The organism is Citrobacter sp. RHBSTW-00524 (assembly GCF_013747755.1).
Classification (GTDB): Bacteria; Pseudomonadota; Gammaproteobacteria; order Enterobacterales; family Enterobacteriaceae; genus Citrobacter; species Citrobacter braakii.
Genome location: NZ_CP056421.1, coordinates 2,753,211 through 2,779,464, shown reverse-complemented (window position 1 = coordinate 2,779,464; position 26,254 = coordinate 2,753,211). Strand labels below are relative to the sequence as shown.

The 26,254-nt window shown below is 47.1% G+C and carries 23 protein-coding genes; 3 read left to right on the top strand and 20 right to left on the bottom strand.

Translation table 11 applies throughout. The features are described 5' to 3' along the window. Positions 1-29: 29 nt before the first annotated feature. A complete protein-coding gene (locus HV229_RS13375) occupies positions 30-1,166 on the bottom strand; it encodes an alpha/beta hydrolase (protein ID WP_181545645.1) in 1,137 nt (378 codons plus the stop codon). A gap of 172 nt (positions 1,167-1,338) precedes the next feature. On the opposite strand from HV229_RS13375, the gene HV229_RS13370 reads away from it, so the two are divergent. Next, a complete protein-coding gene (locus HV229_RS13370; protein ID WP_016152950.1) occupies positions 1,339-2,229 on the top strand; it encodes a LysR family transcriptional regulator in 891 nt (296 codons plus the stop codon). 51 nt (positions 2,230-2,280) lie between these two features. Here the strand turns inward: HV229_RS13370 and HV229_RS13365 are convergent, their stop codons facing one another. The 12 genes from HV229_RS13365 to HV229_RS13310 all read right to left on the bottom strand — a co-directional run bounded on the left by HV229_RS13365 (position 2,281) and on the right by HV229_RS13310 (position 14,659). Then, positions 2,281-2,793 (bottom strand): GNAT family N-acetyltransferase, encoded by a 513-nt coding sequence (locus HV229_RS13365; RefSeq protein WP_016156401.1) that lies wholly within the window; start codon positions 2,791-2,793, stop codon positions 2,281-2,283. Positions 2,794-3,050: 257 nt separating this feature from the next. Next, positions 3,051-4,220, bottom strand: a complete 1,170-nt coding sequence (brnQ, locus tag HV229_RS13360; RefSeq protein WP_181545644.1) for a branched-chain amino acid transport system II carrier protein — start codon at positions 4,218-4,220, stop codon at positions 3,051-3,053. A gap of 85 nt (positions 4,221-4,305) precedes the next feature. Continuing rightward, a complete protein-coding gene (locus HV229_RS13355; RefSeq protein ID WP_047358845.1) occupies positions 4,306-5,112 on the bottom strand; it encodes a PhzF family phenazine biosynthesis protein in 807 nt (268 codons plus the stop codon). Continuing rightward, positions 5,099-5,755 (bottom strand): PAS domain-containing protein, encoded by a 657-nt coding sequence (locus HV229_RS13350; RefSeq protein ID WP_047358844.1) that lies wholly within the window; start codon positions 5,753-5,755, stop codon positions 5,099-5,101. The genes HV229_RS13355 and HV229_RS13350 overlap by 14 nt, the downstream gene beginning before the upstream one ends. 13 nt (positions 5,756-5,768) lie before the next feature. Next, positions 5,769-6,131: a RidA family protein gene (locus HV229_RS13345; RefSeq protein ID WP_032947028.1), complete on the bottom strand. Its 363-nt coding sequence runs from the start codon at positions 6,129-6,131 to the stop codon at positions 5,769-5,771. An 822-nt stretch (positions 6,132-6,953) separates the two neighbouring features. Beyond that, positions 6,954-8,009: an AbrB family transcriptional regulator gene (locus tag HV229_RS13340; protein ID WP_047417713.1), complete on the bottom strand. Its 1,056-nt coding sequence runs from the start codon at positions 8,007-8,009 to the stop codon at positions 6,954-6,956. 35 nt (positions 8,010-8,044) lie between these two features. Further along, entirely contained in the window at positions 8,045-9,277 is a 1,233-nt protein-coding gene (locus HV229_RS13335) for an ATP-grasp domain-containing protein (RefSeq protein WP_181545643.1), read from the bottom strand. Positions 9,278-9,285: 8 nt separating this feature from the next. Continuing rightward, complete coding sequence (locus HV229_RS13330; RefSeq protein WP_181545642.1) at positions 9,286-9,915, bottom strand: 2OG-Fe dioxygenase family protein; 630 nt, start codon at positions 9,913-9,915, stop codon at positions 9,286-9,288. 146 nt (positions 9,916-10,061) lie between these two features. Then, on the bottom strand, positions 10,062-10,265 hold the full coding sequence (locus tag HV229_RS13325) for a 4-oxalocrotonate tautomerase family protein (RefSeq protein ID WP_016152960.1): 204 nt from the start codon (positions 10,263-10,265) through the stop codon (positions 10,062-10,064). A 14-nt stretch (positions 10,266-10,279) separates the two neighbouring features. Then, positions 10,280-11,620, bottom strand: coding sequence for a hypothetical protein (locus HV229_RS13320; protein ID WP_181545641.1), 1,341 nt, complete (start codon positions 11,618-11,620; stop codon positions 10,280-10,282). Continuing rightward, positions 11,610-13,472 carry an FAD/NAD(P)-binding domain-containing protein gene (locus tag HV229_RS13315; RefSeq protein ID WP_047417694.1) on the bottom strand — a complete coding sequence of 621 codons (1,863 nt, stop codon included), beginning with the start codon at positions 13,470-13,472 and terminating at the stop codon, positions 11,610-11,612. Before HV229_RS13315 ends, HV229_RS13320 begins: the two co-directional genes overlap by 11 nt. Next, positions 13,469-14,659: an MFS transporter gene (locus HV229_RS13310; protein WP_046276354.1), complete on the bottom strand. Its 1,191-nt coding sequence runs from the start codon at positions 14,657-14,659 to the stop codon at positions 13,469-13,471. The genes HV229_RS13315 and HV229_RS13310 overlap by 4 nt, the downstream gene beginning before the upstream one ends. Positions 14,660-14,767: 108 nt before the next feature. Between HV229_RS13310 and HV229_RS13305 the strand changes: the two genes are divergently transcribed. After that, complete coding sequence (locus tag HV229_RS13305; RefSeq protein WP_016152964.1) at positions 14,768-15,640, top strand: LysR family transcriptional regulator; 873 nt, start codon at positions 14,768-14,770, stop codon at positions 15,638-15,640. Positions 15,641-16,557: 917 nt separating this feature from the next. Here the strand turns inward: HV229_RS13305 and HV229_RS13295 are convergent. The 5 genes from HV229_RS13295 to HV229_RS13275 form a co-directional block, all read right to left on the bottom strand. Further along, complete coding sequence (locus tag HV229_RS13295; protein ID WP_065554499.1) at positions 16,558-17,310, bottom strand: SDR family oxidoreductase; 753 nt, start codon at positions 17,308-17,310, stop codon at positions 16,558-16,560. 289 nt (positions 17,311-17,599) lie between these two features. Further along, positions 17,600-17,761, bottom strand: coding sequence for a hypothetical protein (locus HV229_RS13290; RefSeq protein WP_016152967.1), 162 nt, complete (start codon positions 17,759-17,761; stop codon positions 17,600-17,602). Between the two features lie 348 nt (positions 17,762-18,109). Beyond that, on the bottom strand, positions 18,110-19,114 hold the full coding sequence (gene trpS / locus HV229_RS13285; RefSeq protein WP_181545640.1) for a tryptophan--tRNA ligase: 1,005 nt from the start codon (positions 19,112-19,114) through the stop codon (positions 18,110-18,112). Positions 19,115-19,332: 218 nt separating this feature from the next. Continuing rightward, a complete protein-coding gene (locus HV229_RS13280) occupies positions 19,333-21,117 on the bottom strand; it encodes a diguanylate cyclase (protein ID WP_019076715.1) in 1,785 nt (594 codons plus the stop codon). Positions 21,118-21,236: 119 nt separating this feature from the next. Further along, entirely contained in the window at positions 21,237-22,346 is a 1,110-nt protein-coding gene (locus tag HV229_RS13275; RefSeq protein ID WP_181545639.1) for an AI-2E family transporter, read from the bottom strand. Positions 22,347-22,549: 203 nt separating this feature from the next. Here HV229_RS13275 and HV229_RS13270 point away from each other — a divergent pair, with 203 nt between their 5' ends. After that, positions 22,550-23,509: a DUF523 and DUF1722 domain-containing protein gene (locus HV229_RS13270; protein WP_181545638.1), complete on the top strand. Its 960-nt coding sequence runs from the start codon at positions 22,550-22,552 to the stop codon at positions 23,507-23,509. Positions 23,510-23,664: 155 nt separating this feature from the next. Here HV229_RS13270 and HV229_RS13265 read toward each other — a convergent pair whose 3' ends face one another. After that, complete coding sequence (locus HV229_RS13265; RefSeq protein ID WP_047500552.1) at positions 23,665-25,593, bottom strand: bifunctional diguanylate cyclase/phosphodiesterase; 1,929 nt, start codon at positions 25,591-25,593, stop codon at positions 23,665-23,667. 17 nt (positions 25,594-25,610) lie between these two features. Continuing rightward, positions 25,611-26,105, bottom strand: a complete 495-nt coding sequence (locus HV229_RS13260; RefSeq protein ID WP_016152974.1) for a molybdopterin-dependent oxidoreductase — start codon at positions 26,103-26,105, stop codon at positions 25,611-25,613. Positions 26,106-26,254: the final 149 nt, after the last annotated feature.

Sequence of the window (26,254 nt, the reverse complement as noted above, 5' to 3'; positions counted from 1 at the left end):
GCCTGCAAATATCAGGCGGCTTGGGGCGGTTATCTTAGGTTGGTATTGAAAAACTGCTCAAATTTAGCAAACGGAATCTTACCCGCAACGTTGTCGTACAGATCAACATGATTTGCCCCCGGCACAATCACCAGCTCTTTCTCATTGCTGCCGATCGTCCTAAAGGCATCTTCAGCAAAATAGCGTGAATGGGCTTTTTCGCCGGTCACGATAAGCGTGGGGATAGTGACTTCATTGGCGTAGCTCAGCAGCGGCATATTCATAAATGACAGCGGCATCGTCGCATTCCAGGCCCCAGTTGAGTTGACCGAACGCGCATGGAAACCACGCGGCATGCGATAATAATCAAAGAATTCTTTCAGAACCGGATTAGGATTTGCGGGTAACGTTTCTTGCAGAATACGTTTCGACGTACTGACGTTCCCCTTTTCATCAACATAAATGTCATGCCCGCCGGGCGCGAAAGCTCCGTTCTTCGCATCTTCCCAGCGCTGTGCGTTCAGATACTGTAATACGGCGCGACGATCCGCAGTGGTATAACGGTCTTTACCATCACCTACGCCATGCCCCATCGCACGGCTCATGTCATACATCACGCTGGCCGCCACCGCTTTCACGCGGGTATCCATCGCGGCGTCGTTTAAGGCCATCCCGCCCCATCCGCAGATACCCAGTAATCCGATACGATTTCGATCAACCTCATTTTGCAGGCCAAGGAAATCAACAGCCGCGCTGAAATCCTCGGTGTTGATATCCGGAGAGGCAACGTTACGCGGATAGCCACCGCTTTCCCCCGTATATGAAGGGTCAAAAGCCAGGGTAACAAATCCCTGCTCAGCCAACGTCTGCGCATACAGACCGCTGGACTGCTCTTTCACCGCGCCGAAAGGCCCGCTGATGGCAATGGCCGCCAGTTTGCGCTCGCCGCGATCCTTTGGAATGTAGAGATCACCGACCAGGGTGATCCCGAAGCGGTTCTGAAAGGTCACTTTACGGTGATTAACTTTCGTACTTTTAGCGAAGGTTTTATCCCATGTCTCGACCAGTGAAACTGGCGCGTTCGGATTGGTTGTATTGGCATAACTCATCGTTGTAACTCCACTTAATGATGCGCAGAGCAGCATGGCTGGTATCGCGGCTGTCAGTTTTTTGGTGAAGGCAGTCATCAAAATCCCCTCATAAAACGTGATAGATACAGGTTTCATACGGACAACACTGCTGTGCTTTGTTGCAATGCGAGCATTATAGTGAGCAGTAATAGTGCTTATTAGAGGGGTAAAATTGCTAGAATTAATACCATATTGTTCTAAATAGTGATGCGATAGCGAGGGAAACGTGATGGCGAAACGGGAAAACTATAATGATTTATACCTGTTCATGCAGGTGGTGCGGGAAGGGAGTTTTACCGCTGCGGCGCAACGACTCGGCCTGGCACAATCAGGTATAAGCCGTTCCGTACGCGAACTTGAAGAAAGACTGGGCGTTCAGCTTCTGGCTCGCACTACGCGTAGGCTATCGCTCACCCATGCCGGCGAACAACTCTACCGGACTATTGAGTCAGGATTCGACGCTTTAGATATGGGGCTTGCCACGCTGGCCCATTATCGCCAGTCCCCGTCAGGTACGGTACGGATTAATGCCAGTCAGCACGCTATTGATAAACTGCTCCTGCCAAAGCTTGCGGTGTTTAAGCAACGCTATCCTGACATCCGGCTGGAACTCATCAGCGAAAGTCGGTTTGTCGATATTATTGCGGAAAGATTCGATGCCGGTGTACGTCTCGGACCGGAAGTTGGCGGTGGCATGATAGCGGTCCGTATTTCCCCCGACATGGAGATGGCCATTGTTGGTACGCCAGAACACTTTCGCCGCTATGGCTTTCCACAAGTCCCGGCAGATTTGGCGGTTCATCCCTGCATCGCTTATCAATTTGGCGATGGAAGCCTCTATACATGGGAGCTTCAACAGGATGGTAAAAAAATAACTCATCAGCCGCAGGGACAATGGGCTTTTGCTGACAGTTATATGGAAGCCAAAGCCGCAAGACTGGGGCTGGGGCTGGCTTATGTTCCGGAAGAACTGGTGTCCGATGATTTAGAAGAGGGTTCGCTCATCAGAGTTTTACAACGCTACAGTCAACGCCTGGAAGGTTCATTTCTCTATTATCCGCACCGCAATGTGTCTCCCGCTCTGCGAGCAGTTATCGATACACTGAGAATTTATGAATGAAGGCCAGGCTGCACACGTGTCAGGGTAACTGATCTGAGCGAGGAGCGGGCCTTATATACACATCCCCATTAACTTGAGTATGCTCCTCTGTGAATTTGTTTCGAAAATGATGTCGCTGATGTGCTTCATTCCCTGCTTTTTATAGAATTTTTGAGCACGTTCATTTTGTTCAAGAACCTCCAGCCATAAATATTTTTTCCCCTGACTTCGGGCAAGATCTATGACTTTATTAAACATTAGTTGACCGTAATGCTGATTCGTTTTGGTTGGGGCAAGGTAGAGTTTATTAAGTAAAACACCGCTGATGTCTGTATTCGGGATAGTTGCTTGCCATGTCAGCTTCACAAAACCAATCGGCTGCTCGATTTCAACTATATACCAGCTAATGTTTTTATCATTAATACTCTGCTCAATAACAGGAAGTGAATATTCACCCTCCAAATAATTATCAAATTCTGATTCTGACTTCCACATATGCTTAAAGTGCGCAGTATAGAAGCGGTAGCCAAGCTCATTTAGTAATCCCGAATCGGCTAATGTTGCTTGTCGTATGATTAAAGACATGGGATAGGCCCTTACTTTATGAGAGAAAAATGATCTTAAATTTGTAATATATACGGCCTGTTAAGTCTATATGTCCGTTGTGACTGTCTTACCCTCAAACTTTGAATACGCAATCTAAGGTCTGAAGTTGGTGGAGCTCGACCATTAAGTTATTTTTTATCGATGTTAGCTTCTGGCTCGAAGCAGACAGGCCAACTGATTGCCTGGTCTGCTTTGAGCGAAAATGAAAAGACATCTTCGAACTTGCGGCTGTTCATTCAGGATTTTACAAACAAGCTCATTATTCCCACTGCCAGGGCGCTATAGAAAAGCAACTGATACAGATTCGTCGGCACTTCTGTCCATTTTCTAACGATGCCCAGCGCGACCACGACCAGCGCAGCCGGGTAAATGGCGCACAGCACGGGAACCGCCATTGCGGTGAGGGAATTCAGTCCCAGCACGGCAAGTGCTGCTGACACCATCAGGGAGAGCGTCACCAGCAGCCCATAAGACGCACCGGTCGTCTGGTTGAAATAGCGCGCCGTTCCGGTCGTCAGACCAATGGCCGTGACCAGACAGGCGAGGGTAATGATCGCCGCCAACAACACCCGGCCATAAACGCCAAAAACAGTCTCGACATAGGCGCTCATCACCTGCATACCGTTCGTTGCGCCCCGCACCGGGCTGTGGGACCCCATCGACAGATAGCAGATATAAATCACGGCCAGACCTGCAGCGGCAATAAAGGCTGCGGCGGTGGAATGGGTGAAGATGCCCCGCGGATGGTGGATCCCGCGCTGCTTAAGCGTGTGGGTGATAATGGCGCCAAAGCACAGCGCACTGATCACATCCAGGGTCTGATAACCGTTGACAAACCCTGTATCGAATGCGTGAGTTTGATACGCGGTTGTGGCGGTCGTGAGGTCACCAATCGGATGTAACCAGGCACATATGCCGATAAAAATCAGGGCACTAATTTTAATGGGCGAAAGGAAGAAACCGACGATTTCCAGCAGTTTTCCGGGTTTAGCCAGCGTCGCGCCAGCAAGGCCAAAGAACGCGGCGGAAAATATAATCTTCTGCATCAGGGAACTAGCTGCGCCATCGGTGATGACCTCGTAGCTAATCGTCGCGGTGCGTGGCGTACCAAATAAAACCCCCAGCGTTAAAAAGCAAATGCCAATAAAAATCAGGCTCGGCCATTTGCCTAAGGGTTTCGTTAATTCCGCGATATCACCGCCATTAATGGCAAGGGAAATAATCGCCAGCGCCGGGAACAGAACCGCTGTGATGATAAAGCCAAAGCCTGCATTAAAGGCGTTTGCGCCAGCCTGCATGCCGACCAGCGGCGGGAATATAATATTGCCTGCACCCAAAAAAAGCGCAAGGGTCATCCCGCCAAGAGCCATTGTCTCTGGCAATGAAAGTCTGGTGTTTGCTGTCATTATTAACTCTTATTTTATATAAACATCATGCTTTGGAAGGCGTGGTCATTATATGCCTGGTTACCGTTCCGGTCATACATCGTCATTACAACTGGAATATTCCTTCGATGGTCATACGAGCGAAGCCATGCAATTCCACGCGCCCGTCATCCCGAACCACGCAGCGCAACGCCCCTTTACGCTTCCCGCCTTGTTGAGCGGTCAGGACATTTTTACCCGTACGCGCCGCCCAGAACGGGGCGAGGAAAGTGTGTGCCGACCCGGTGACGGGATCTTCGTTCACGCCGACCTGCGGGCCGAACCAACGGGACACAAAATCAAACTGGTTATCAGCGGCGGTCACGATCACGCCGCGGGTGTCGAATACCGCCAGCTTGTTGAAGTCAGGATTAAGCCCGTCGATGATGGTTTTGTCATCGACCAGTACAATCAGATCGTCCGATTTCCACACCCCGATAACACCGTCGGTAATGCCGAGGGCTGCCAGCAGCCCATCAGGAGTATCAATCTTTATGGCCGATTTAGCCGGGAAGTCCATGCAGAGTTCGTCCCCGTTCTTACTCACCGTCAACAGGCCGCTGCGGGTGTGGAAGCTGATAGTTTCTTGTTGGTAGCCAAGCTTGTTGAACAGCACCCAGGATGCAGCGAGAGTGGCATGACCGCACAAATCCACTTCAACCGCAGGCGTACACCAGCGCAGTTGATAACCCTCCTCGAACGGCACAAAAAACGCGGTTTCAGAAAGATTATTCTCCGTGGCGATGGCTTGCAGAACAGCGTCAGGCAGCCACGCAGTTAACGGACAAACGCCCGCCGGGTTGCCGCCAAAAGGTTGAGAGGTGAAAGCATCAACCTGATAAAAAGGAATTACTGTGGTGTCAGACTTTGTCATTTAATTTATCCAGATAGTTGTAAACGGTGTATCGGGTGACGCCCAGCGCTTTAGCGACATGATTAACGCTGCCTTTAATCTTGAAAAAGCCCTGAGCATGTATTTCAGAAATAACCCGTTTTCTGAAATCAATTTTATTTTCTGAACCCGTGGGTCTGAATTTCGAAATAACGTCATCCAGAGATTTATCCTGAATATCACCTAGCGGATTTTCCGGCGTTTCAGCCGCGGCGGCCGGATGGAGTAAATAGTCCAGGTCGCGTTTGAGTTTTGATACCACATCCATATCGACGTTAATGCAAAAAGCCACTAACGGCACGCCGTCCTTGCTGTAATAAATCGTCGATGCGCTATTCAACGTGGTGCCAGAGAGAGTGGTGGTGGTATATCCACTGAATACCTGACTGGGAACACGCTGCGAAGCATCCAGTAAACCTAAAAATCCCGTGTCATTTTCCGGGCCGGACAACAGCGCATCACCGGGTTTCCTGCCGCTGACGTGTCCATTAATGATGTTTATCACGGACGATTCGGGGCGGGTAAGGTCATGCAGAACCGCTTCTGTGTTTAAGGGAAGCGTGGTTCTCAATGCCTCAAGCGAAGCCGTCAAAATAGTGATTAAACGTTCACGTTCGTCTTTCATTTTGCTCTCTCCATCAGACAACGGCCTGGACTTCTATTTCGACGTCTAAATCAAATGCAAGGTGGCTGGTGACGACGCTCCTTGCGGGGAAACCTTCCGGGAAGAACGCGCTGTAAGCAACATTGAATTCGCTAAAGTGCTCCATGCTGCTTAACCAAACCTGGACTTTCACAATGTGGTTCAGCGTCGTATGCGCCCGCGCCAGAGTTTCCCGGATGGCGTGCATGATATGCCGGGTCTGCTGGGTGACAGATCCATACAACGGTTCACCTTCGGGGCTCATGGCGACATGGCCTGAAAGAAAAACAAACCCGTTCACCTGCACGGCGTCTGAAAAGGGAAAAGGCTTGGTCGTGGGGTAGCGTACGATAGACATGTGTCAGATTTGCCCTAAAGAAAGTGTAGTAGCACAGTAGCATGACTTTATTTTTAATTAAACAAAATTATTATTTTAAACATTTGTTGATTTTGTGGTTTTCATGCATCGCCACTAGCTGAGCATCGACAGATGCTTTGTTGACGGGAGGGGACATGTTCTGACCCGCGTTTAAGTTCTGTAAGGACAAGCTCGTCTGTTTCTGGTACTGAACGGATAAGCTAACTGAGCGAATGTCCGTTGTGGGCGAGGAGCGGAAGTTAGTCTCGTAAGCACAAAAGCAGTCAGTCGGAAGCTCTATAAAAGTGAATGATTCGTTTTGCAGGGATACTTACACCGCCAGTTAGTTTGAAAATGGTGCAATTTCTCAACACAGGGTTTACCCAGATAGCTATGTCACCACCTCCTATTTTTGAAGGCAACGACTATTACAGCGTCTCTGAAGAATTTTTTAGCAAATTACCAGCTGATCTAAGAGCGCCTTTTGAACAAATAATGAAGAAAGGGGCGGAGATTATTAGCGGTTGCGATAAAGAGATTGAAAGTCTGATTAGACTTATAAAGGTAATACCTACTACAACAAGCCTTAGTTACATTTATCGTCGGCTTCGTACGACCAAGTTTGAAATCACTACTGAATCGATGATGGAACAGGAGATGTTAACAACCGCTTTTGTGGTCAGCTACGCACGTTTGTTCGCCAAAAGCAATGGCACTTGCGTTCTCCAGCGGAATGATCTCCCTGTCCACCTACGGGCTGTTCATGATGAGCTGTATAAAATTCGCAACGAACGTTATGCTCATAACGGAGGTCATAACCCCCTACAGCGGCCTCGTCGGCTTACTGGTTTTAGCGCTATTACCTTCTATAACCTCTCTTTTGCGGTAGATAACTATTGCAGGGATCGTTTGGATGAGCAACATGCGTATAATATGGCTTGCCATCACAAAACTCGCATTCGCGTTAAGCGCCAGTGCCGCAAAGGACATTGATTCCACGCTCCCGGGAACCCAGGAGAGCATCAATAAATAAAATGGATAATCCAGAAGATGCGCCGCTGTAAATGCCATCATGACCGTCACACCCAGTCCAATAGCAATGAGCTGTATTGAAGACCAAAGATGACGCAAAAATGCAGTCAACGTAAACGCAATAAAATGATGCCCCAGTAATATGCCCATCAGGATCATACTGAACTGATTGAAAATATCGGGAAAAAACACAGTCTGAGATGACAAAGGGTGCAGGAGTGCTGCACAAAGCAACGACGTGATCATAAAGGGCGCAGGAAAGTGGAAGCGTTCAAGGCATTTGCCCAACACATAGCCCGCAAAGACAATACCCAATAGCCAGAGCACATTAGTCGTTGCAAACAATACAGGCGGCATGGCCATATGGGTTTGCGCACCGCCGGTAATATATCCGGCAAATAAGGTCAATGTGATGAGCCGTAGCGAGTGCGAAATGATAATTTTTTGCGGCGGCGTTTTAACATGGGACGCTAGCGCTAATACCGCTGCCATTGCCCCCGGAACGGCGCCCAATAACGCCTCTTCCTTACTCCAACGTAATCGGTGAATACACCACAAGTAGCATGCGGTGAATTGCAGGGATAAGCATACTAATAACAACACCAGTAAAAATGCGATATTTCCTTGCGCCCCAAAAGAAAAATCGCGAAATAAAAGACCAATTGACGTACCAAGAGAGAGTTGAATCACCGTCAGGCTGCCCGGCAGTACTGGCACAGAAAGACCGGTACGTTTTAACACCAGCACGGTAATAAGTGGGCCAAACATCATACCTAACGGAACGTTGCAATAGGTAAAACCCAACCCAGCCAGGATACAAAGAGCAAAACCTAACAATAATTTCATACACCTTTCTCCTGGCTACCGGGAGTGTTAAATACTCAGTGAACGGTTTCGTTAACCCAAAGGGTATTTTCAGCAACCCATTGGGTCAATGCATCAAGACGTTCGTGTATTTCCCGGCTGGACTCCGCTTGAACAATAGCACTCACGATCTCGCCATTTGTTAATTTCATCGCGTCATATTGGCGGCCGACGACACCTGTTGCCCGATATTTAACCACAAAAGGCAATGGACATTTTTCCGCAATAGAGAGGAGCGTGCCCTGTGCAGGCGGCACATTTAATTGGCCAACCCGTAAAACGGGTTGTCTTTGCGATAAATCCTGCGGATAGATTTCGCATAAACTGGCTTTAAGCCAGGTCATTCGAGGATCAAGACCAAAAGCGGCCCCTAATTCTTCATTGACAAAGCAGCCACCTAATCGGCAAGCAAGCTCGCCAAAAATAATGTTGTTATCTTTATCAACAAAAACTTCAAGGTGAAGCAATGCGTTTTCTTCCGTTGGAAAAACCTCTTCAGCAAGATATTTGGTGTAGGCAATCAGTTTACGATGCAGCGGCGTGTCATCTTCCATAACCAGACCTAATGTTTTCCCGGATAGAAAATCCAGGCAGGAGACGGTTGCACGAGATGCAGAAACAAATATTGCCTTTCCTTTTAAATACAACGCATTAATTTGATAAGCTTCGCCTTCGATAAATTTTTCAATGAGCAGATTGTGATACTCTGGCGGCTTAACCTGCGCCAGATATTTATAAAGCTGGCCTTCATTTTTAAGAACCACCACGCCCTGTGATCCACGCCCATCATTAGGTTTGATGACGCAGGGATATCCCTGTTCGGCAATGAATCGCGCCATCGCAGTCGCACTGTCGACGCGTGCCATAGCAGGAACCGCTAACTGATGAGACTGAACAAGCGATTTCATCATAAATTTATCACGGAAGAACATGGCCTTTTTTTCACGGTCGTGTGTCAAACCCAGACGATCGCTGATTCGCGCGGCCCTCAGAACATCGATTTCGGCGAGGTAAAAGATACCCGTTGCTTTATTGTCCTGGGCGTAGTGGTAAATATCCATTTCCACGAAGGGATTATCATTAAAGTTTTCATAAAAAAGGAAAGAAAAACCTGCCCCCATATGATCAAGAATATTATCGATCTGGCTTGCGCACGTTACAATCAGAACCGGGGCCACTGATTGCAATGACTGCCACTCTTCACGTGAGTGCTGAAAAATAATTTTTGGTGGACACAGCAAGATATTCATTGTTTTTCTCATTCAATATCAAATGTAATGACAAATACATCCCGATAACCTTTTCCTGGCAACAAAGGAACCACTGCCGCGGTATAATGCTGATAATTCACATCATTGAATATTACTGCATCGCCCGCATGCAGTTTGAACGTAGAGGCATCATTGCCCCCATCATGATTAGGAATAAGCGTGGTTTCTCCACCAGTCACATTCTCAATTTCGCTGCAATAGATTGCAATGTACTTAAAACCATCTTTATGAATACCCTCTGGAGCGGGATATCCAGGCCTTCGGTCATCTGTCGTTATTCTTATTTGATGAATGCCAATATTGTAAGTCGTGTCTGGAAGCAATGGCAAAAGCTTACGAAACACCAGATTCATCACTTCTTCAGCAACGTCTTGTTTTATTTCTGGGTATTTTCTTGCAATACCGCCAGCGTAATTGTTCAGTTTTTCCGCTTGAAAAAACTCACCCACTGCGCACAGATCAAAATACTTTTCACATCCGGCCCTGGCCTGCATGTAACTTCTGAACCGAAAAATACCATCTTCAGCCTTAAGCCATGGATCGGGTAGTAATTCATCAAAACTATTTTTGACTTTCGCTGAAGTCTTCCCCAGTCGAATATGATGATAGGCGTGCATAGATAACGTCCTTAATACGGTAGTTTGAGCAGTCTACTTATAAGATATGAAATGCATATCCAACAATAAATAATATTGCAGACTCTTTTATACTGATAATCTATGGGCAAAAGTAAGGAGGCAGGCTCCTTACTTTTTAAATAACTCTACTTGCTTTTTTTACGTAACTCCGTCACTGGCACGCCACCAATTCCCCAGTTATCAGTCTCCACTTCATCAATGACCACGATGGTTGTGCTGGGGTTTTTATTCAGGACATCAACCAATAGTTGTGTCACTCCCTCCATTAATTTTTTCTTTTGCTGATCGGTAGCACCTTCATTAGTAATTTTAATATTTACGTAGGGCATATGAACTCCTTTTATTAGATAATTTTTGACATTGCACCAAGATAAACAAGTGCAAAGAGATTAAACGATAGAACATAACCGTAGTGCATTTTAAAACTGGTGTTACTGGGTGATACATTCAGACTGTTTGCGGCGAAAATAGCATTGATCGATACGGGAGAAATAAGCTGAGTTGCAATAAATAAGCAAATCCATATCTGATAATCAACCATCCCCCCCGTAAGATAATCAGAAAATATCGACCATGCGATACTAAAGATAATCAGTGGATGGATACCTAATAAACCAAAAAGCGGTACGATGAACAAAATAATCGCGTAGATCTGAAACGTTGTCAGCCCGCCAACATAAGCAGTGATACCCTCAGGTACATGGGAAAAAAGCAGCCAACAAACTGAGGTCAACACACTACAGCTTAAAAGCAACAATACCTCACCGGATATATTCTGTGCTGATTCAGTTAATTGCTCAGCCCAGGGTTTATCCTTTTTAACCAGATGATCGACAACAAAGAGCACGACTGCTGTAAAGGCAATACTTTGCAGTGAATTAAGATTCAGTACCGTTAATGAAAAAATGAATACTCCCCAGAACAGACCTACACATAGCAGGATATACCGCATCCCATCACAGCTGGGTGTCACCGTCTCGTTTTCAGCGATTACCGTCACTTTTGCGCTTTGGTTGAACAAGATACTGAATAAAAAGAGAGGGATACCCACCAGCATCGCCTTAAGATGCGGTACGTCAGGCATTGCCGCCCAAACGGCAGCAGCGCCGATGGTGGTTGGCATCAGTACCATCGTAATGCATACGGTGCGCGTAATAATCTTTGCCAGGTTGAATCTTGGCCCAATAACTGACTTGAGGCCATCGAGCAGCAATGATATTGCCCCCAGACTCATTGGCCATGTTAAGAACGCCGTCAATAACGTAACCCCAAAAGTCATGTTCGATGTTTTTCTACGCGAAAAATATCCTCCCAGAACAGCTGTAAAATTAAGAGAGGCCATGACTTGTCGTAATAAGGCAATACCAACAAGCAGTAAAATCACATCAAAATATCGCGAAAAAATTGCAGGGAGCACAATGCCTTTCAGGTTGTTTGTAGCAAGAAGAAACATCATCGAGCAGAGAAAAATAATCACACCACTTCTGGCGGATGATTTTTTTGACCAGAAAGCAAATGTCGATGCGAAGTAGAGCACGGCGGTAACTCCCGCAATAGCCGACATCGCCGCATGTTTATCCGTCAACGCACAAGCGAACAGAAATACCAGCAATGATGTTATCGCTAACGCAGGTTGCAATGATTGCCACGCCTTGCCACGGGCCTGGATTTGCTCAGTCTGCATTTATCGCTACCTCTGGCTGAGCCTGCCGCACCATCATTTGATGATACATATCTGCGACACAACGGCCTGCATCAACCAGGAATCTTGAATTAACCAGCGGACGTGGCAGGACGTAGGTGTAAAAATTCGCGCCTTCCGCAGGATTGCCCAGCACCCAAAAAGTCGTCTGCGCTTCCCCCATGCGATTAATAGGATGCTGGCATTGATCGATATCCAGCCCACCCGGGTGATACCCCTCATTCATAAATGGACGAACAATACCATTGGCTGTCATATTTCTGATTAACGGTGAAGCGTCATGTAGTGGCGAAAAACTGGCAATTTTCGCCTTGATTAAAACATCAGCCTGAATCTCAGTACTCTCTTCTTTAAAAGGTGAGTGAACTTCGAATTTTCCTTCGCAGTCGTTCAATACTAACCTTGAATCTTTACCACCGGCCAGACTCACCACATTCGCTTCCATTAATGCTAATAGTTGTTCATTTCTTAACTTCGGCGGGCCAACGGCAATGCGGTTAAAAATGGGATTAAAATGCTCAAGGAAATACTGATGTGACCGCGATTCAAGCCCTGAATTATCAATCGCTTCTCGTAAAATATCCCTGACATCACGAATAATGTCTGTCGCCGCTTTGATCGGGCCATGGACATTGCCCTCCTCAGACTCCTGGAGATCTTTACGCAGGAAATACATAAACCATTGAGTATAATCCTTTAAACTCAGATGTTCCTGCGATTGATGTGGATAAAGCACACTGTCAATTACCGCGATGTCTTCAGCGCTCGGTTCATAAGAGCCAGCATCTAACCACTGCCCATTTAGGGTTGAACGATAGGCATAACACATTTCTTTATGCAGTAAGGGGAAAACTTGTTCAAGAAAATCGATTTTTGAAGATCCTTTCTCAAACACATTTTTCAACCGCAATTCTCTGATAGCCATTGCCGTTAAGAAGCGTGGGGAGTACTGCCCAGAAACGCCTTTTTGATTCGCGCCGCGACTGCTAAAAGGTAGAGCCTTACGTGAATAGATAAAAATACCCGGTTCTTTTCCGGAAGGATGATAGCGAAGCTCACCATCTTCCCGGCTAAATTTTCCACCCCTGCCGATAGTGAGTTGCGAAATGACATCATAGGCAGTCAGACCAATACCCTGAACAATCACATTTGATTCCGCTGTTATTTTATTCAAATTATTTATTGGATAAGGAGTCGAATAGTAGTCCAGGCGTTCATTTTTCTTATAATTATTGGCAATAAATCGTTCAACAAGATGATCGTCAAACGTTTTGGCGTTGTCGCTGTGACCAGTGGTTAAATAGACGTAATCGGCCACCACACGCTGACTGTCTTCCAAGACAATAATAGACTTCGCATCGTCCTGAATCAGAATGTTGTTGGCCTGCTGATTTATCTGTGTAACCGAGATATTGTCAGGCAAACTTTTGATAATTTCGTGATAAAACCAATTTAAGTATTCACCTAATAATCGACGAGGTAAATAATCGTTGGCGTCAATTGGTTTGCCAGCCACGTCTTTTAAATAACGGCCATCAACATTTTTATAGCCCTGCTCATTAGCCCACTGATGAAAACATGGCCCTGAACGGAAAGATCCGGCATTTTTTACCGTCGCATCACCAAATAATGTTATCTGGCAAGCAACGGTGTTAACCAATAAATGGTCGGGCTGCGATAAACTGTGCGCACCTACACCCATCGCATTTTTATCAACGATAACAATATTAATATGTTCATTCTGTTTACGTTGTGCATGCTGAGCACAAATCCTTTCCAGAATACTAAGCCCCCGAGGCCCCATTCCTATAATAGCAACGGTTGTCTTTTTCATTCTTTACTCCAACTTTGAGAGTATTTAACTTTGCTGTGTTGAACATAGCTAATCCCTGCTGCGATAAATAACGCACAAGCGCCAGATAATATTGAAATAGTCATCCCGTTTTTATTGTTCTGAAACGCACTCACGATTAATGGCCCGGCAATTTGCCCAATGCCATATGTTAACGTCACCAGACCCAGAAGATTAATTTTCTGTGGTGCAGAAATCTTTTTCGCGAGTGGCATAACGAGAGAACTGGTTCCCATGAAAGTTGCACCAAAGCCAATACAACTCAAGGTCAATAAAAGCGGGGAATGGATAAACGAGGCCATCACAACGCAGCTCGCCTGCACAATTAAGTTAACACTCAGGCAGGACAATATGCTCCACTTGCGTGCAGCCCATAACCAACCATAGCATCCTGGGATAACGGCAAGGCCAACAATAGACCAGATATGGTTGGCCAGAAATTCATTACCCACTCCCCGGGCCATTAAAGGGAGATAAGTAGCTACAATGATATAACCGAAGCCTGCCAGTCCATATAACAATGCTAAATTCCACCACTGGATGTTCGGCTCGGATGACGAAGCTTTTTTCTGAGGAGGTAGAACGTGTTTATTTGCAGGCAGCAAGATAATCAGCGCGATGAAGAGTACAGCTGAAATGATTGACGCGCCGATCCATAGTAGCTTTGAATTTAATGCATATGCGATACCGGCTATAACATATTCATTGCCTATAAAAATACCCACCCCGACGCCGGCAAACAAAGAAGCAATGACAAACGGATTATGGGTATGCTGTAGCATAAGCATCGACCCGAATATCATCATGCCTGCGCTGGCAACACCGGCGAAAAATCGAATAACAATTACTATATCAGGGTGCGTGACTACTGCCATCGCAAAAATAAGCAGGCCGGTGACTAATGCAGCACAAATTAACATCGTTTTGATATTCTTCAGGCCACCAAAAATACCAAACGAGAACAGGAGGCTGCCAACCAGGTATCCGGCGTAATTCGCGCTTGCGATTAACGATAATTGCGAAAAATTAAAAATGCCTTCATGCAACATGACCGGCAGCATCGGAGTATATAAAAACCGACCAATTCCCATCCCCAGCGTTAAAACAATCATACCGAAGACAGCCGTGCTCAACTGGCGATGGCCAATAACATTGTGATCAAGATCCATTTTTCAGGCTCAATATGTCAATCAGATTTGATTGTTATGTTACATAAAGAAATGCTAATAAAAAGTTAATAAAAATGACGAAAACCTTCACTTTGAGTGACAGACACGATGAACAGTACCTCATTAAATTTGTTTAAAACCGTCGCGGAAACCGGCTCTATCACCGCAGCAGCCCGTAATCTGCACTGCGTTTCTTCAAACGTCACGACGCGGCTCAAGCAACTGGAGTCCAGCCTGGATGTTTCGTTGTTTGTTCGCGAGAAGAATCGTCTTCACATCACCCCTGAAGGTGAACTGCTTCTGCGTTACGCTAACAAAATCCTCGCGCTTTTAGACGAAGCCGAGTTGTCTATGCAGGGAACGAAAGCGGCTGGCCCTCTGCGCATTGGCGCAATGGAAACCACTGCCGCCGTCCGACTTCCTGCTTTGCTGGCAAACTTCCACCGTGAAATGCCCTCCGTAGAATTAAACTTAAAAACGTCACCGACAGATGTGTTAGTTCGTCAGATCCAGAATAGTGAACTTGAAATTGCCTTCGTCGCTGACCACAAGGCGTTGCACGTAGACAATTCAAGGCTACAAACGCAGGTGCTGTGTCAGGAAACCCTGGTTCTGGTTACGGCCGCAGAGCATGGTGATGTCGTGACGGGAGCCGATCTGGAGGTGACAAGGCCGCTCGTCTTTGTGAAAGGATGTAATTATCGTTCCCGGCTTGGGCAATGGTTACGGCTACAAAATGTCGATTATGACGACCCGCTGGAGTTTGGTTCTTTTCAGGCAATACTTGGTTGCGTAAGTGCCGGAATGGGCATTGCATTATTGCCTGAGAGCGTCGTCAAACAGTATGAAACGAGCTTCCCCATACGGTGCCACTCTATTACTCCTCACATTGGTAATGTCAATACTATGATGATATGGCTTAAAAATCGTGAGGTTAGCCGGGTATTGAATTGCTTTGTTTCCTTTGTTTCATCCCACTGAGGTATTCCACAACCATATTGTGCCGTTAGGGCTTTTGGGCTGGTAAATACTCTATATGGATCTATTATCGATGCAGGCTTTCAGTTTCAGGATTGACTAATGCAATTTAATAGAGTTGCTGAAGATTTCTTTCCTGGGATTGGTCAAGAAATTTGACCACTGTTTTGTAGTAAGAACGGCATCTGCTCTTTGATTCGTTCGTTGCCAGTCTGCCATTGGCACAGGGCTGCTGTTGCAGCCCTGACAACCTTAGACTTCAATCGATTCAGAGATCTCTAACGCATCATCGACTTCAATGCCCAGATAACGGCGATCCTGTTGTGCTCCAGCATCCTGCACGGCAATTTACCCTGACGGGGAATAACATGTTGATATGCAAAAATGTTCCTAACAAAATTGATTTCAGTTACATCGAGGCTAACGGCTACGATCCCTTTATGCGTGATTTCATCAAAGGTAAAACCTATCCGTATGGTGAGTGGTAGGACATAACGATCAGAAAAATCATAAGGATCTGCTTGAGATCCTTTTGAGCATCAATCTGATTGTTTGACGGGTTAGACTTCTATATTTTTTTAAATGTTTCATTTTGCAAGTTCGCTCCCACCAGGTCAGCTATGACCGATTTTGGCATGGAACGGCTACGCTGACAGACCCAAGGACTGCCACGAGTAAGACTGGCAGTAATACTTTTCGACGCTTGTCATATCGCTTGTGGTAATAGAGGCGCAAAATCCCTCAAGTCAGGGGCTAATGTGTTTTATTACTTTTGGATTTCATCATTTCATAGCCAAACTATTCTAATCATTTTCAGCTTCCTGCCAGAAAGCGGGAAAAGTACTATTGTTCAGGCTTTAACAAAACAGTTAAACGCTCTGTACTTGAGAAGAGCTCCAATGATTATTATCTTGGGGGAGTTAGCAACGCCAGCCTCTGGAACTCAGTTTCTCGCGAGTTGGACCTTGAAAGTAGATACTACCTATATGGCAACTACGCGGTTGAGCGAGCACAAAACGAATTGTTTCCCAGACTGAGCGTCCATTTAATAAACGTTCCCCCATTCTGGATTGACTATCGACAAACGTATCTAACCCTGTAAGTTCGAAATCCGGTGGATACAATCCGGTCACACGTATATTTTCTTCGGACAACTGGTGTGACAGTTTAGATGTGAATCCGCTAAGCCCGTGTTTGCTGGCAAAAAAAGCGGGATGCGCAATTGAATCCGTAAAATTCGGAATCCCACATGAAGATATTATTGAGACGACATCCGCGCTTTCTGAACGTCTTAACCCAGGCAACAATGCATGAGTCAATATAATCGCACCTGTCAGGCCTGAACTGATGGTATTGATAATTTCTGCGTCTGGTTGATCGTCTAACGTTCCTGACAGCCACTGGGCGGCATTGAGGATTAAAATGTCGATGGGCTTGTCTGAAGTTAACAACTGTGAAGAAAACTGCGAAAGGGATTCAGGCTGGGTTAAATCACAGATATATCCTTTTGCAATCCATCCTTCAGCCGCGATGATACTGCAAGTTTTTTGAATATCATCAGCACGCCGCGCGCAAAAATTCACCTCGACGCCTTCTCGCGCCAGCCACACGCACAGCGCCTGACCAAATCCTCCACCTCCACCCGTAATTACAGCTCTTTTACCTCTTAGCATCTTCATCCATCCTTTCTTTATGACTATGTGTGGATATAGATATACATGAGGAAGTGGATTGGCATCTTTCAATTAGTGCCATTTTCACATGAGGAATAGGGATAGGGGACTTGCAAAGCCAGCATCTGGCGCGGAGCGGACTGAGCGTTAGATTATTATATTCTCTGCAAGGATATGTATGCGCTATACACCAATTTTAATTGTGCTATTTAGTCAGTAAATTTGTTTAGAATACCATTCCTCTTCTGTTTATAAAGACAAGAAGAGGGATGTATTAATCATTTAGATATCAGTAGCCTGCAGCCCTGTTGGCTTCTTTGATGCGATTGTTTCTTGCGTCTTTATCATGTTGGTCTTTTGCCTGCATTATCCCACTTGCAGCATCCACCCAATCATTTGCGGTACAACCTGATAATACCATACTCAACATTAATGCAAACGCATACTTCATTTTAACTCCATCATTCATTATTGTATAAATAGCGTCTGTGTAATGCTCAATGTATTTAACGCTAATGCGGTTAATTTAACAAATAATCATATCTCAGGCAAGGTGAGGATTTCGAACCCGTACATGTAATGGGTAATTCATAATGATTAGCTGAAATAATTGAAGGGCCGGGTAGAAATAGCACTGCATAAAAAACGACATATCGTCTTGAGTGGATTATTAAACAGCGAATTAATTAGCCTCTGTGACAGAGGTTATCTTTACGCGTCAACGCAGAGCTGCGCCACTCCCGGCGATTGTCATTCGTCGGGAGCTATCTTTATTTATCGAACCAGTAGTACTTTGAGTTCAGAACACCGGCAAACCCAGCCCTTGCTTTACTTCTTTTAATGTCTGCTGCGTGACCTCGTGCGCCTCTTCGCTTCCTTTTTTGAGCATCGCCATCAGCATACCTTTATCCTGGATGTAGGTTGCCCGCCGCTCGCGCATCGGGGCGATAAGCTCCTGCAAGCACATCTCCAGCTCGTTTTTGCATGTCCGGTCACCCAGCCCGCCGCGCTGATAATGTGCTTTCATCTCCGCCACTTTCGCTTTATCCGGATGAAAAGCATCGAGGTAAGTAAATACCATATTGCCGTCAATCTGCCCCGGATCGGACACTTTTAGATGATTGGGATCGGTGTACATTGCGCTGACCGCATGATGAATGGCCTCTTCGCTGGTGGACAGGAGTAGAGTGTTGCCGAGCGATTTTGACATTTTGGCATTACCGTCGATCCCTGGAAGACGGCTGGTCTCACTCAGTAGCGCTTTACAATGCGACAAGACAGAGGTCGGTAACAGACTATTCATCTTATGCACGATCTCATTGGTCTGTTCGATCATGGGCAACTGATCGTCGCCGACGGGAACCACCTCGGCTTTGAAAGCGGTAATATCTGCTGCCTGGCTGATGGGATAAACCAGAAAGCCAACCGGTAACGAGCGGGCAAATCCTTTCTGCGCAATTTCGTTTTTGACCGTAGGATTTCGCTCCACGCGAGCCACGGTAACAATGTTCATATAAAGCGCGGTCAGCTCAGCGAGGGCGGGCAGGGCCGACTGCAGACAAATGGTGGTGAGTGACGGGTCGATTCCTGCGGCGAGGTAATCAGCCAGCACTTCGGGAATATTGTTGCGGATCTTTTGTGGTGTGCTGCCGTTATCGGTTAGCCCTTGCAGGTCAGCAACCAATATAAACTGCTGATAATCATGTTGCAGCGTGGCGCGCTGGCGCAGAGAGCCAACATAGTGGCCGAGATGCAGCGGGCCAGTGGGACGATCGCCAGTGAGGATGATAGTTTTGTTGTTCATGTAAGACTCCTTAATCAAAAAACCGAAAGGGGTCTTTAAATGCAAATAACCGCCTTTCGGCGGTTATTTAAAATGGGGAAAACACATTCTGACCGCCTTTAAGAAGGCAGCCACCACAGGTTGTGATTAAACGCGGTGATATCGTGTTTTGTGTTCATCCAGTCAACATATCACCGCCTGGCGCAGAGGTAAAGCAATGCGCGGCGTACTGACGTATCTTAGCTCGCTTCCAGCATGCCAAAGCTCACGATGCGCGAACGGCCTAACTCTTTCGCGCGATACAGCGCCACGTCTGCGGCGCGCAGAAGATTGTCGCTCTGGGCGTGCTGCGGATAGCTGGCAACGCCGATAGAGACATCAACGTGACCAATCTCTGAGAGTCCAAAGCGCAGCGACAGTTCGCGTACACCATTATAAATATCTGTCGCAAAGCGGTTGGCGGCCTGCTCATCCGTATTGGCCAGCAACACCAGAAACTCTTCACCGCCGTAGCGGAAGGCCATGCCACTGTCATGGACAACGCGCTGAATAGTGGTGGCGATACTTTTTATCACGCTATCGCCCGCCTCATGGCCAAAGCGGTCGTTAATATTTTTGAAATGATCGATATCGATCATCAGACAACTGATTGGCTCTTTGTTACGCACTGCCTGGCTCATCTGGGTGCGCAGCGTATCTTCCAGATGGTGACGGTTGCGCAGGCCGGTTAGCGGGTCGTAGAGCGCTTTCTCCAGCAGCGCATCACGCAGGCGCTGGTTGGCTAACGCCAGCCCTAGTGCTTCCGCCATCAGTTCCAGATACGCGCGAGAGGGAGCGGAATCATTGCTGAGGTTCTGGAATGAGAGCAGGCCGATGGCTTCACCCTGGGCAATCAGTGGCACGCACAGGGTATGCTGCTGGCATGATTCCGGTAGATGGTAGCAGGCGATATCGGGTTCGCCTTGCACCGGTGGATGGCTCTGACCGCGGCGCACTGCCCAGCATTCGTCCGGGTGGAAAGCATCCGCTTTGCCCTGCGGTGAAAGCCATTGCGCAACGCAGCGCATCTGCCAGGGCTCTCGATCCAGTATGTAAAGTCGCCCGGCAATACCGGGAGCAACATTCGGCGCAAACAGCTCTGCCACATTAATGACATCGGCAAAATTCTCGCAGCCTTGCAAACGTTGAGTCATACGTGCGAGCAGCTCGCGGATTGCCCAGTCGGCGTCTCGTTCTTTCTCCAGTCGCTGACGTGCCAGGCCGTTCTCGCGAAAAATGCGGATCGCCTGCGCCATATCGCCGATTTCGTCGATCTGATTAAAGCTGGGTGTCTCAACGGCGTAATCCTGCGACGCCAGACGGTTAACCACATCGCTCAAACGCACCACGGGACGCAGTACGCGGCGTTTTAAAATAAAGCCGAGAACGAACAAAAATAGCAGAGCCGTCAGCCCGACCATCACTTCCGAAGCCGTACGTAGCGTGCGCGAAGTCTGAGTGGCATCTTCAATGGTGTTGCGTACGCGGCTGTCGAGTAACTGACGGAAATGATCTATCCGGTCCTGGGCTCGCTCCAGTTCCTGTTCATAGGATTTGCCATACAGCAGGGCGATGGCCTGCGACTCTTCTCCGCGCGCGACGCTGGCAAGCGCCGCAGCTTGCTCATCCTGCAGGGCATCAACAATCTGTAGCCCTTCATGCAATAGCGCCAGCTCTTCATCCGTCGCCCCAATGTCTTTTAGTTTCGACAGTCGCTGTTCAACGGCTTTCAGCGACGCTTCTTTCTGGCGGTAGGCGTTAAGCGCTTCCGGGTCTTTTGCAATAACATATTCGCGTGCCAGACTGGACAGCGACCAGGCATCGAGCTCGACTTCTTCGGTCAGTTGATCGAATTGATAACGCTGCTCCACCACCTGGCGTTCGGTGTTATCGGCGCTGGAGGCCATCAACATGACAACGCCGGAGGCAATGGTCAGACATACCGTCGCGCTGTAGGCCCAGTTGGTGATTGTGGCAATTCGCACTGATTAGTTCCTTCTGCGACGATTAATGAATAAGCATGATTGAAATTATAGGAAACGTATGATTTTGCGTGAAAATAAAAAAGGCGGTCTCAGGACCGCCTTCTGTTATCGTCCTGCCATCATAAATCTGGAGGATTTTTTCCTTCTTCCATAAAGGTTTCGTCAATTCCTTCCACGTTACCTTCATGATCGCGCCCGGAAAACAGGTTCCAGCAGGTAATGAACAGTGCGGCAATCAGGGGGCCAATCACAAAGCCGTTAATGCCGTAGATCTCCATTCCGCCGAGAGTGGAAATCAGAATCAGATAATCCGGCATTTTGGTGTCTTTACCCACCAGTAGCGGGCGCAGGATATTGTCCACCAGCCCGACGATAATCACGAAGAAGCCAACGATAAACAGCCCTTGCCACAGCTGGTGCGTGGCGAAGAGGAAGATTGCCGCAGGTACCCAGACGATCGCTGAGCCGACCGCGGGCACGAGGGAGAGAAACGCCATCAGCGCGCCCCACAGGACGCTGCCGTCGATGTCGACAATTGCAAACGCGATGCCGCCAAGAATACCCTGAACCAACGCCACGACCGCTGTGCCCTTGACCGTTGCCCGCGTCACGCCGACGAATTTGGCAAACAGGTGCTGTTTGGCAAAATCAGAAAGCGGTAATGAGTCCAGAATCTGGCGCACCAGGTACGGCCCGTCCTTCAGTAAGAAAAACAGCAGATACAACATGATCCCAAAGCTAATAGCAAAGCCGAATGTCCCTTTACCAATCAGGAACGCGCTGCCGGCGAGGTACTGTCCACCCTGCAGTACAACGTCGGACAGTTTTTTCTGGATCTGCGCGACGTTATCCAGATTATGTTCTGCGAGGAATCCTCTGGCCCAGTCAGGAAGATACGAAATAATGGCGGTGACCACTTCCGGGAACTGAGTGTCGTTTTGTTGTAATTTGGCATACACCACGTTCAGCTCAATAGCCAACGAGGAGAAGATCACCATCAGTGGGATAAAAACAATCAGACAGATGATGCCGATGGTGAGCAGTGACGCCAGCCCGTTACGTTCGCCAAGCGCGCTGCGCAGTCTGTTTTTCACCGGGTTAAAGATGGTGGTTAAGATTGCGGCCCACAAAATGGCAGAGAAATAGGGAGACAACACATCGAAGAACGCCCAGGTCACAAGGGCAAGTATGAAAATGAAGAAACCTTTAGTCAGTCCGTTAAATCGCATTAGTGAACCCTGTAATGAGAAGCAGTCCCGACTATAGAACCGTTCAGGGGAATTACCAACTTTCGCTGCGCATATTTACTTAAATTGGTTAACCTGTTTTTCGTAGGGAGCCTGCGACAGATAAATAACGTACGCTATGATTTATTAGTGAAACAGTCATACTTTTCTTCCCGAAAAAGGGCGTCAAAAAAAGAGGGGGCGTTATGAACACTCAACCTGTCATCGGGATTAGTGGATGTTTAACCGGCTCAGCCGTGCGATTTGACGGCGGGCATAAACGGATGGGGTTTGTGATGGACGAGCTGGCTCAGTGGGTGACTTTTAAACCTGTCTGCCCGGAGATGTCCATCGGTTTGCCTGTACCACGCCCCGCGTTGCGTTTGGTTCAAACCACCCAAGGGAATATCCGCATGTGTTTTAGCCATGCACCTGGTGAGGATGTAACCGATAAAATGTCCGATTTCACCGCTTCATATATCAATGGGCTTGGCGGTCTGTCGGGTTTTATCGTCTGTGCTAAATCACCGAGCTGCGGAATGGAGAGAGTGAGGCTGTATGACGATAAGGGAAATCGCGGGCGAAAAGAGGGAACCGGTCTGTTTACTGGCACATTAATGGAAACCTACCCGTGGTTGCCGGTCGAAGAAGATGGCCGCTTGCACGATCCGGTGCTGAGGGAGAACTTTGTCGAGCGAGTGTTCGCGTTACATGAGCTTAATATGCTGCGAGCCTCTGGTCTTACTCGCCACGGTTTACTCAACTTCCACAGCCGCTATAAGCTCCAGCTTTTGGCTCATCACCAGGCGGGTTACCGGGATATTGGCCCTTTCGTGGCCTCGCTCCATCAGTGGGATGATTTGGATGCTTTTTTCGTGGTATATCGCGAAAAGCTAATGGCGATCCTCAAAAAGCCCGCCTCACGGAAAAATCACACCAACGTACTGATGCATATTCAGGGCTACTTCCGCGATCGGTTGAACACCCGCCAGCGCGGAGAGTTGCGTGACGTTATCCTCAACTATAGCGGCGGACTGCTGCCAATATTGGCGCCACTGACTCTGCTCAAGCACTACCTTGCTGAATACCCAGACAGCTATTTACTTACCCAGAACTATTTTGATCCTTATCCGAAGGATTTAGCCCTACGGTTAATGATTAATTAGCCTGATAGCGAGTAAATCTGGGGCAAAAATATCCGTTGTTCGCGAAGGTTATCCCTGCTGTTTTCTGATGCGTTTAAGCAGGGATAACTTTCACGGTGTGTAATCTATGATAAAAATGCGGCCCTGCACCCACGGGCAAATGTGCCGGCCGCGATTTAACCGTTTCTGATTTCTTCATCGATACAAGGCTGAGGTTTGCCAAACAGATATCCTTGCGCGAAATCGCAGCCCAGAGCCTGAAGTCTTGTCAGTTGCTCCTGCGTTTCAACACCTTCTGCAACAGCCTTCATATTGAGAGATTTCGCCATGCCCGTGATCAGTTTGATGATAGTCAGGGCGTCTTCCTGCGTAGATATCGAATGCACAAAGGACTTGTCTATTTTGATTTTATCGAAGGCAAGTCTGCTGAGGCGCGAAAGAGAAGAGTATCCGGTACCAAAATCATCGATGGAGATTTTTACCCCCAGGGCCCGGAGCTTATTAAGCGTATTTATCGGCGTAGCACTCTCGGTAAAGAGAGAGGATTCAGTCACTTCCAGTTCGAGGCGGTCAGGTGGAAGTCCAGTTTCTTTCAGAATGGTTAACACGATTCCTGCAAAGGCCTTGCTGCTTAGCTGGACAGGGGAGACATTGACTGAAATTTTAGCCGGAACCGCCCAACCCGCGGCTTCCCTGCAGGCAATTTCCAGCACCGCTTTCCCCATCTCATTAATCATCCCTGTTTTTTCAGCAACAGGAATAAAGCTATCCGGCGACAAGAGGCCCTTGAGAGGATGGACCCAACGAATAAGCGCCTCATAGCTGTATATTTTCTGACTGAAAGAATCGACAATAGGCTGGTAATACACCACGAACTCTTTGTTCACTATTGCTAATGCCATATCATGCTCAAGCGTTCTGCTTTCCTGCAGTTTTTCTAACATTCGTTGCCGGAAGACTTTTATTTTGCCAGAGCCTTCATTTTTGGCTTCATAAAGGGCCAGATCGGCAAATTTATAAAGATAGTCAGAGCGACGCTCATTTTCTGAGATAACAATGCCAACACAGGTGGTTATGTTGATAATTGTGTTGTAAATGGTGTAGGGCTGGCTGATAAACTCACATATTTTCTGGGCTCGCGAAACGGCCCGACTTTCTGTCAGACCACTTGAGAGAAACGCAAACTCATCCCCGCCTAAGCGATACAACGTATCCGACGTAAGGCTTGTCGAAATCAGACGATCGGATATCTGGCGCAGTAACATATCACCGGCATCATGACCATATGTATCATTGACCTCTTTGAATCGATCTAAATCAAACAACATCACCGTCACAGCATCGTTATTTTTCTCTGCCATTTCGATTGTTTTATTTAAATCGCTCCAGAATAGCTGACGGTTATTCATCTCGGTGAGCGAGTCATGGTAGACGTCATATTCCAGTTTGGCATTCTGAATTTGTAGCTTTTCCTTCGATTTCTGCAGTTCTTCGGCAAGACTCTTGACCTGAAGGTGCGCCCGCAGAATATTTCTGTTTTGATAAAAAATGAGTACACCCAGAATCGCACTCAGTATTATTAGCAGTACAGATGTCGTTGAGTAAATATAGTAGAGCGTTTGAATTTTTTGGTTGGCGTTATTAATCGAGTTAACATCTTTGTTTAATGCGCCGGATGAAAGACGCCCAAGTTGTGCATCCAGGGTATGCATTTTTTTCAGATACGCCTGGAGTGCTGGACGGTTCATTTTCTCGAGATTATCATCCAGATAACTAAGGATATTTTCAAGTGTTACCGCTAGCTCACGGTGGGCTATATTGCTTTCTATGTAGCGCCCCAAATCACCTTCTTTTATCAAATCACTCTGGCTGAGCATAATGTCGAGACGCATGCGTACATCATCAAGATTCATCGTATCATCGATAGTGTAAAGACCAAGCAACGATTCAAATCGGTAATATTGTGATACCAACTGAGCGGCAGACCAGGAATCGGTGTAGTGAGTCAGTTTCTGTAGCTCTTGTTGCCTTTCATGCACGAGGAAAGAGATATATCCGGTCGATATAAAAAGAAAAAAGATGATGCCAGCCAGTATTCTGTTCATGATGTTCCTCTGAACGCTTACTCAATATCCATACTGCTGACCTGCCATGCAGACCTTGAATAATAAATCTGATTATTTAGTTCCGGCATGCTGTCATAGGGGTACACAATGAATAATGGGCCTTTATCACGGATGCGCATATATTTTCCGTTGATTTTTAAAGCAAGGATGGCATTGTATTTTTTGAAATCACTGAGAGGGATAACGGTGGTGTAGTCATTAAGCGCAGTAACCTTTACAACGGAGCCGCTCGCCCCAACATAATCCATGAGTTTTTGTAGTGGAATACCCGTAAAGGTCGTACGTCCATTATACCAGGGGGAGGTAGTCTGAAAACTTACCATGCCCAGCTTCTCAAGGCTGGCGGTATCAAAAACCGCTTTCCCGTCTTCATTTGTATTTTCAATATTACCGGATAACGTTAAAAGAACTTTACCGGTGGGCCTGGAAAGTTCACCCGCCCAAAGCTGGGTGGAGAGCACAACGCTTACCAACATGACTATTAACCGCATTCTAACCTCACCAATCAGCCGGATGTAAAAGAATTATAATTTAGATATCACGCTATTTATATATTCCGCCTGTCTATTATTGATGATGTGAAGTTATTTGTATTTTAATTCATTTAAATCAATGGGTTACCATGTTTAATGGTTATGAA

What these genes read in the sequence shown, in the direction of transcription:
- HV229_RS13375 (WP_181545645.1), bottom strand. Translation starts at nt 1,166, where the DNA reads ATGACTGCCTTCACCAAAAAACTGACAGCCGCGATACCAGCCATGCTG.
- HV229_RS13370 (WP_016152950.1), top strand. Translation starts at nt 1,339, where the DNA reads ATGGCGAAACGGGAAAACTATAATGATTTATACCTGTTCATGCAGGTG.
- HV229_RS13365 (WP_016156401.1), bottom strand. Translation starts at nt 2,793, where the DNA reads ATGTCTTTAATCATACGACAAGCAACATTAGCCGATTCGGGATTACTA.
- brnQ (WP_181545644.1), bottom strand. Translation starts at nt 4,220, where the DNA reads ATGACAGCAAACACCAGACTTTCATTGCCAGAGACAATGGCTCTTGGC.
- HV229_RS13355 (WP_047358845.1), bottom strand. Translation starts at nt 5,112, where the DNA reads ATGACAAAGTCTGACACCACAGTAATTCCTTTTTATCAGGTTGATGCT.
- HV229_RS13350 (WP_047358844.1), bottom strand. Translation starts at nt 5,755, where the DNA reads ATGAAAGACGAACGTGAACGTTTAATCACTATTTTGACGGCTTCGCTT.
- HV229_RS13345 (WP_032947028.1), bottom strand. Translation starts at nt 6,131, where the DNA reads ATGTCTATCGTACGCTACCCCACGACCAAGCCTTTTCCCTTTTCAGAC.
- HV229_RS13340 (WP_047417713.1), bottom strand. Translation starts at nt 8,009, where the DNA reads ATGAAATTATTGTTAGGTTTTGCTCTTTGTATCCTGGCTGGGTTGGGT.
- HV229_RS13335 (WP_181545643.1), bottom strand. Translation starts at nt 9,277, where the DNA reads ATGAATATCTTGCTGTGTCCACCAAAAATTATTTTTCAGCACTCACGT.
- HV229_RS13330 (WP_181545642.1), bottom strand. Translation starts at nt 9,915, where the DNA reads ATGCACGCCTATCATCATATTCGACTGGGGAAGACTTCAGCGAAAGTC.
- HV229_RS13325 (WP_016152960.1), bottom strand. Translation starts at nt 10,265, where the DNA reads ATGCCCTACGTAAATATTAAAATTACTAATGAAGGTGCTACCGATCAG.
- HV229_RS13320 (WP_181545641.1), bottom strand. Translation starts at nt 11,620, where the DNA reads ATGCAGACTGAGCAAATCCAGGCCCGTGGCAAGGCGTGGCAATCATTG.
- HV229_RS13315 (WP_047417694.1), bottom strand. Translation starts at nt 13,472, where the DNA reads ATGAAAAAGACAACCGTTGCTATTATAGGAATGGGGCCTCGGGGGCTT.
- HV229_RS13310 (WP_046276354.1), bottom strand. Translation starts at nt 14,659, where the DNA reads ATGGATCTTGATCACAATGTTATTGGCCATCGCCAGTTGAGCACGGCT.
- HV229_RS13305 (WP_016152964.1), top strand. Translation starts at nt 14,768, where the DNA reads ATGAACAGTACCTCATTAAATTTGTTTAAAACCGTCGCGGAAACCGGC.
- HV229_RS13295 (WP_065554499.1), bottom strand. Translation starts at nt 17,310, where the DNA reads ATGCTAAGAGGTAAAAGAGCTGTAATTACGGGTGGAGGTGGAGGATTT.
- HV229_RS13290 (WP_016152967.1), bottom strand. Translation starts at nt 17,761, where the DNA reads ATGAAGTATGCGTTTGCATTAATGTTGAGTATGGTATTATCAGGTTGT.
- trpS (WP_181545640.1), bottom strand. Translation starts at nt 19,114, where the DNA reads ATGAACAACAAAACTATCATCCTCACTGGCGATCGTCCCACTGGCCCG.
- HV229_RS13275 (WP_181545639.1), bottom strand. Translation starts at nt 22,346, where the DNA reads ATGCGATTTAACGGACTGACTAAAGGTTTCTTCATTTTCATACTTGCC.
- HV229_RS13270 (WP_181545638.1), top strand. Translation starts at nt 22,550, where the DNA reads ATGAACACTCAACCTGTCATCGGGATTAGTGGATGTTTAACCGGCTCA.
- HV229_RS13265 (WP_047500552.1), bottom strand. Translation starts at nt 25,593, where the DNA reads ATGAACAGAATACTGGCTGGCATCATCTTTTTTCTTTTTATATCGACC.
- HV229_RS13260 (WP_016152974.1), bottom strand. Translation starts at nt 26,105, where the DNA reads ATGCGGTTAATAGTCATGTTGGTAAGCGTTGTGCTCTCCACCCAGCTT.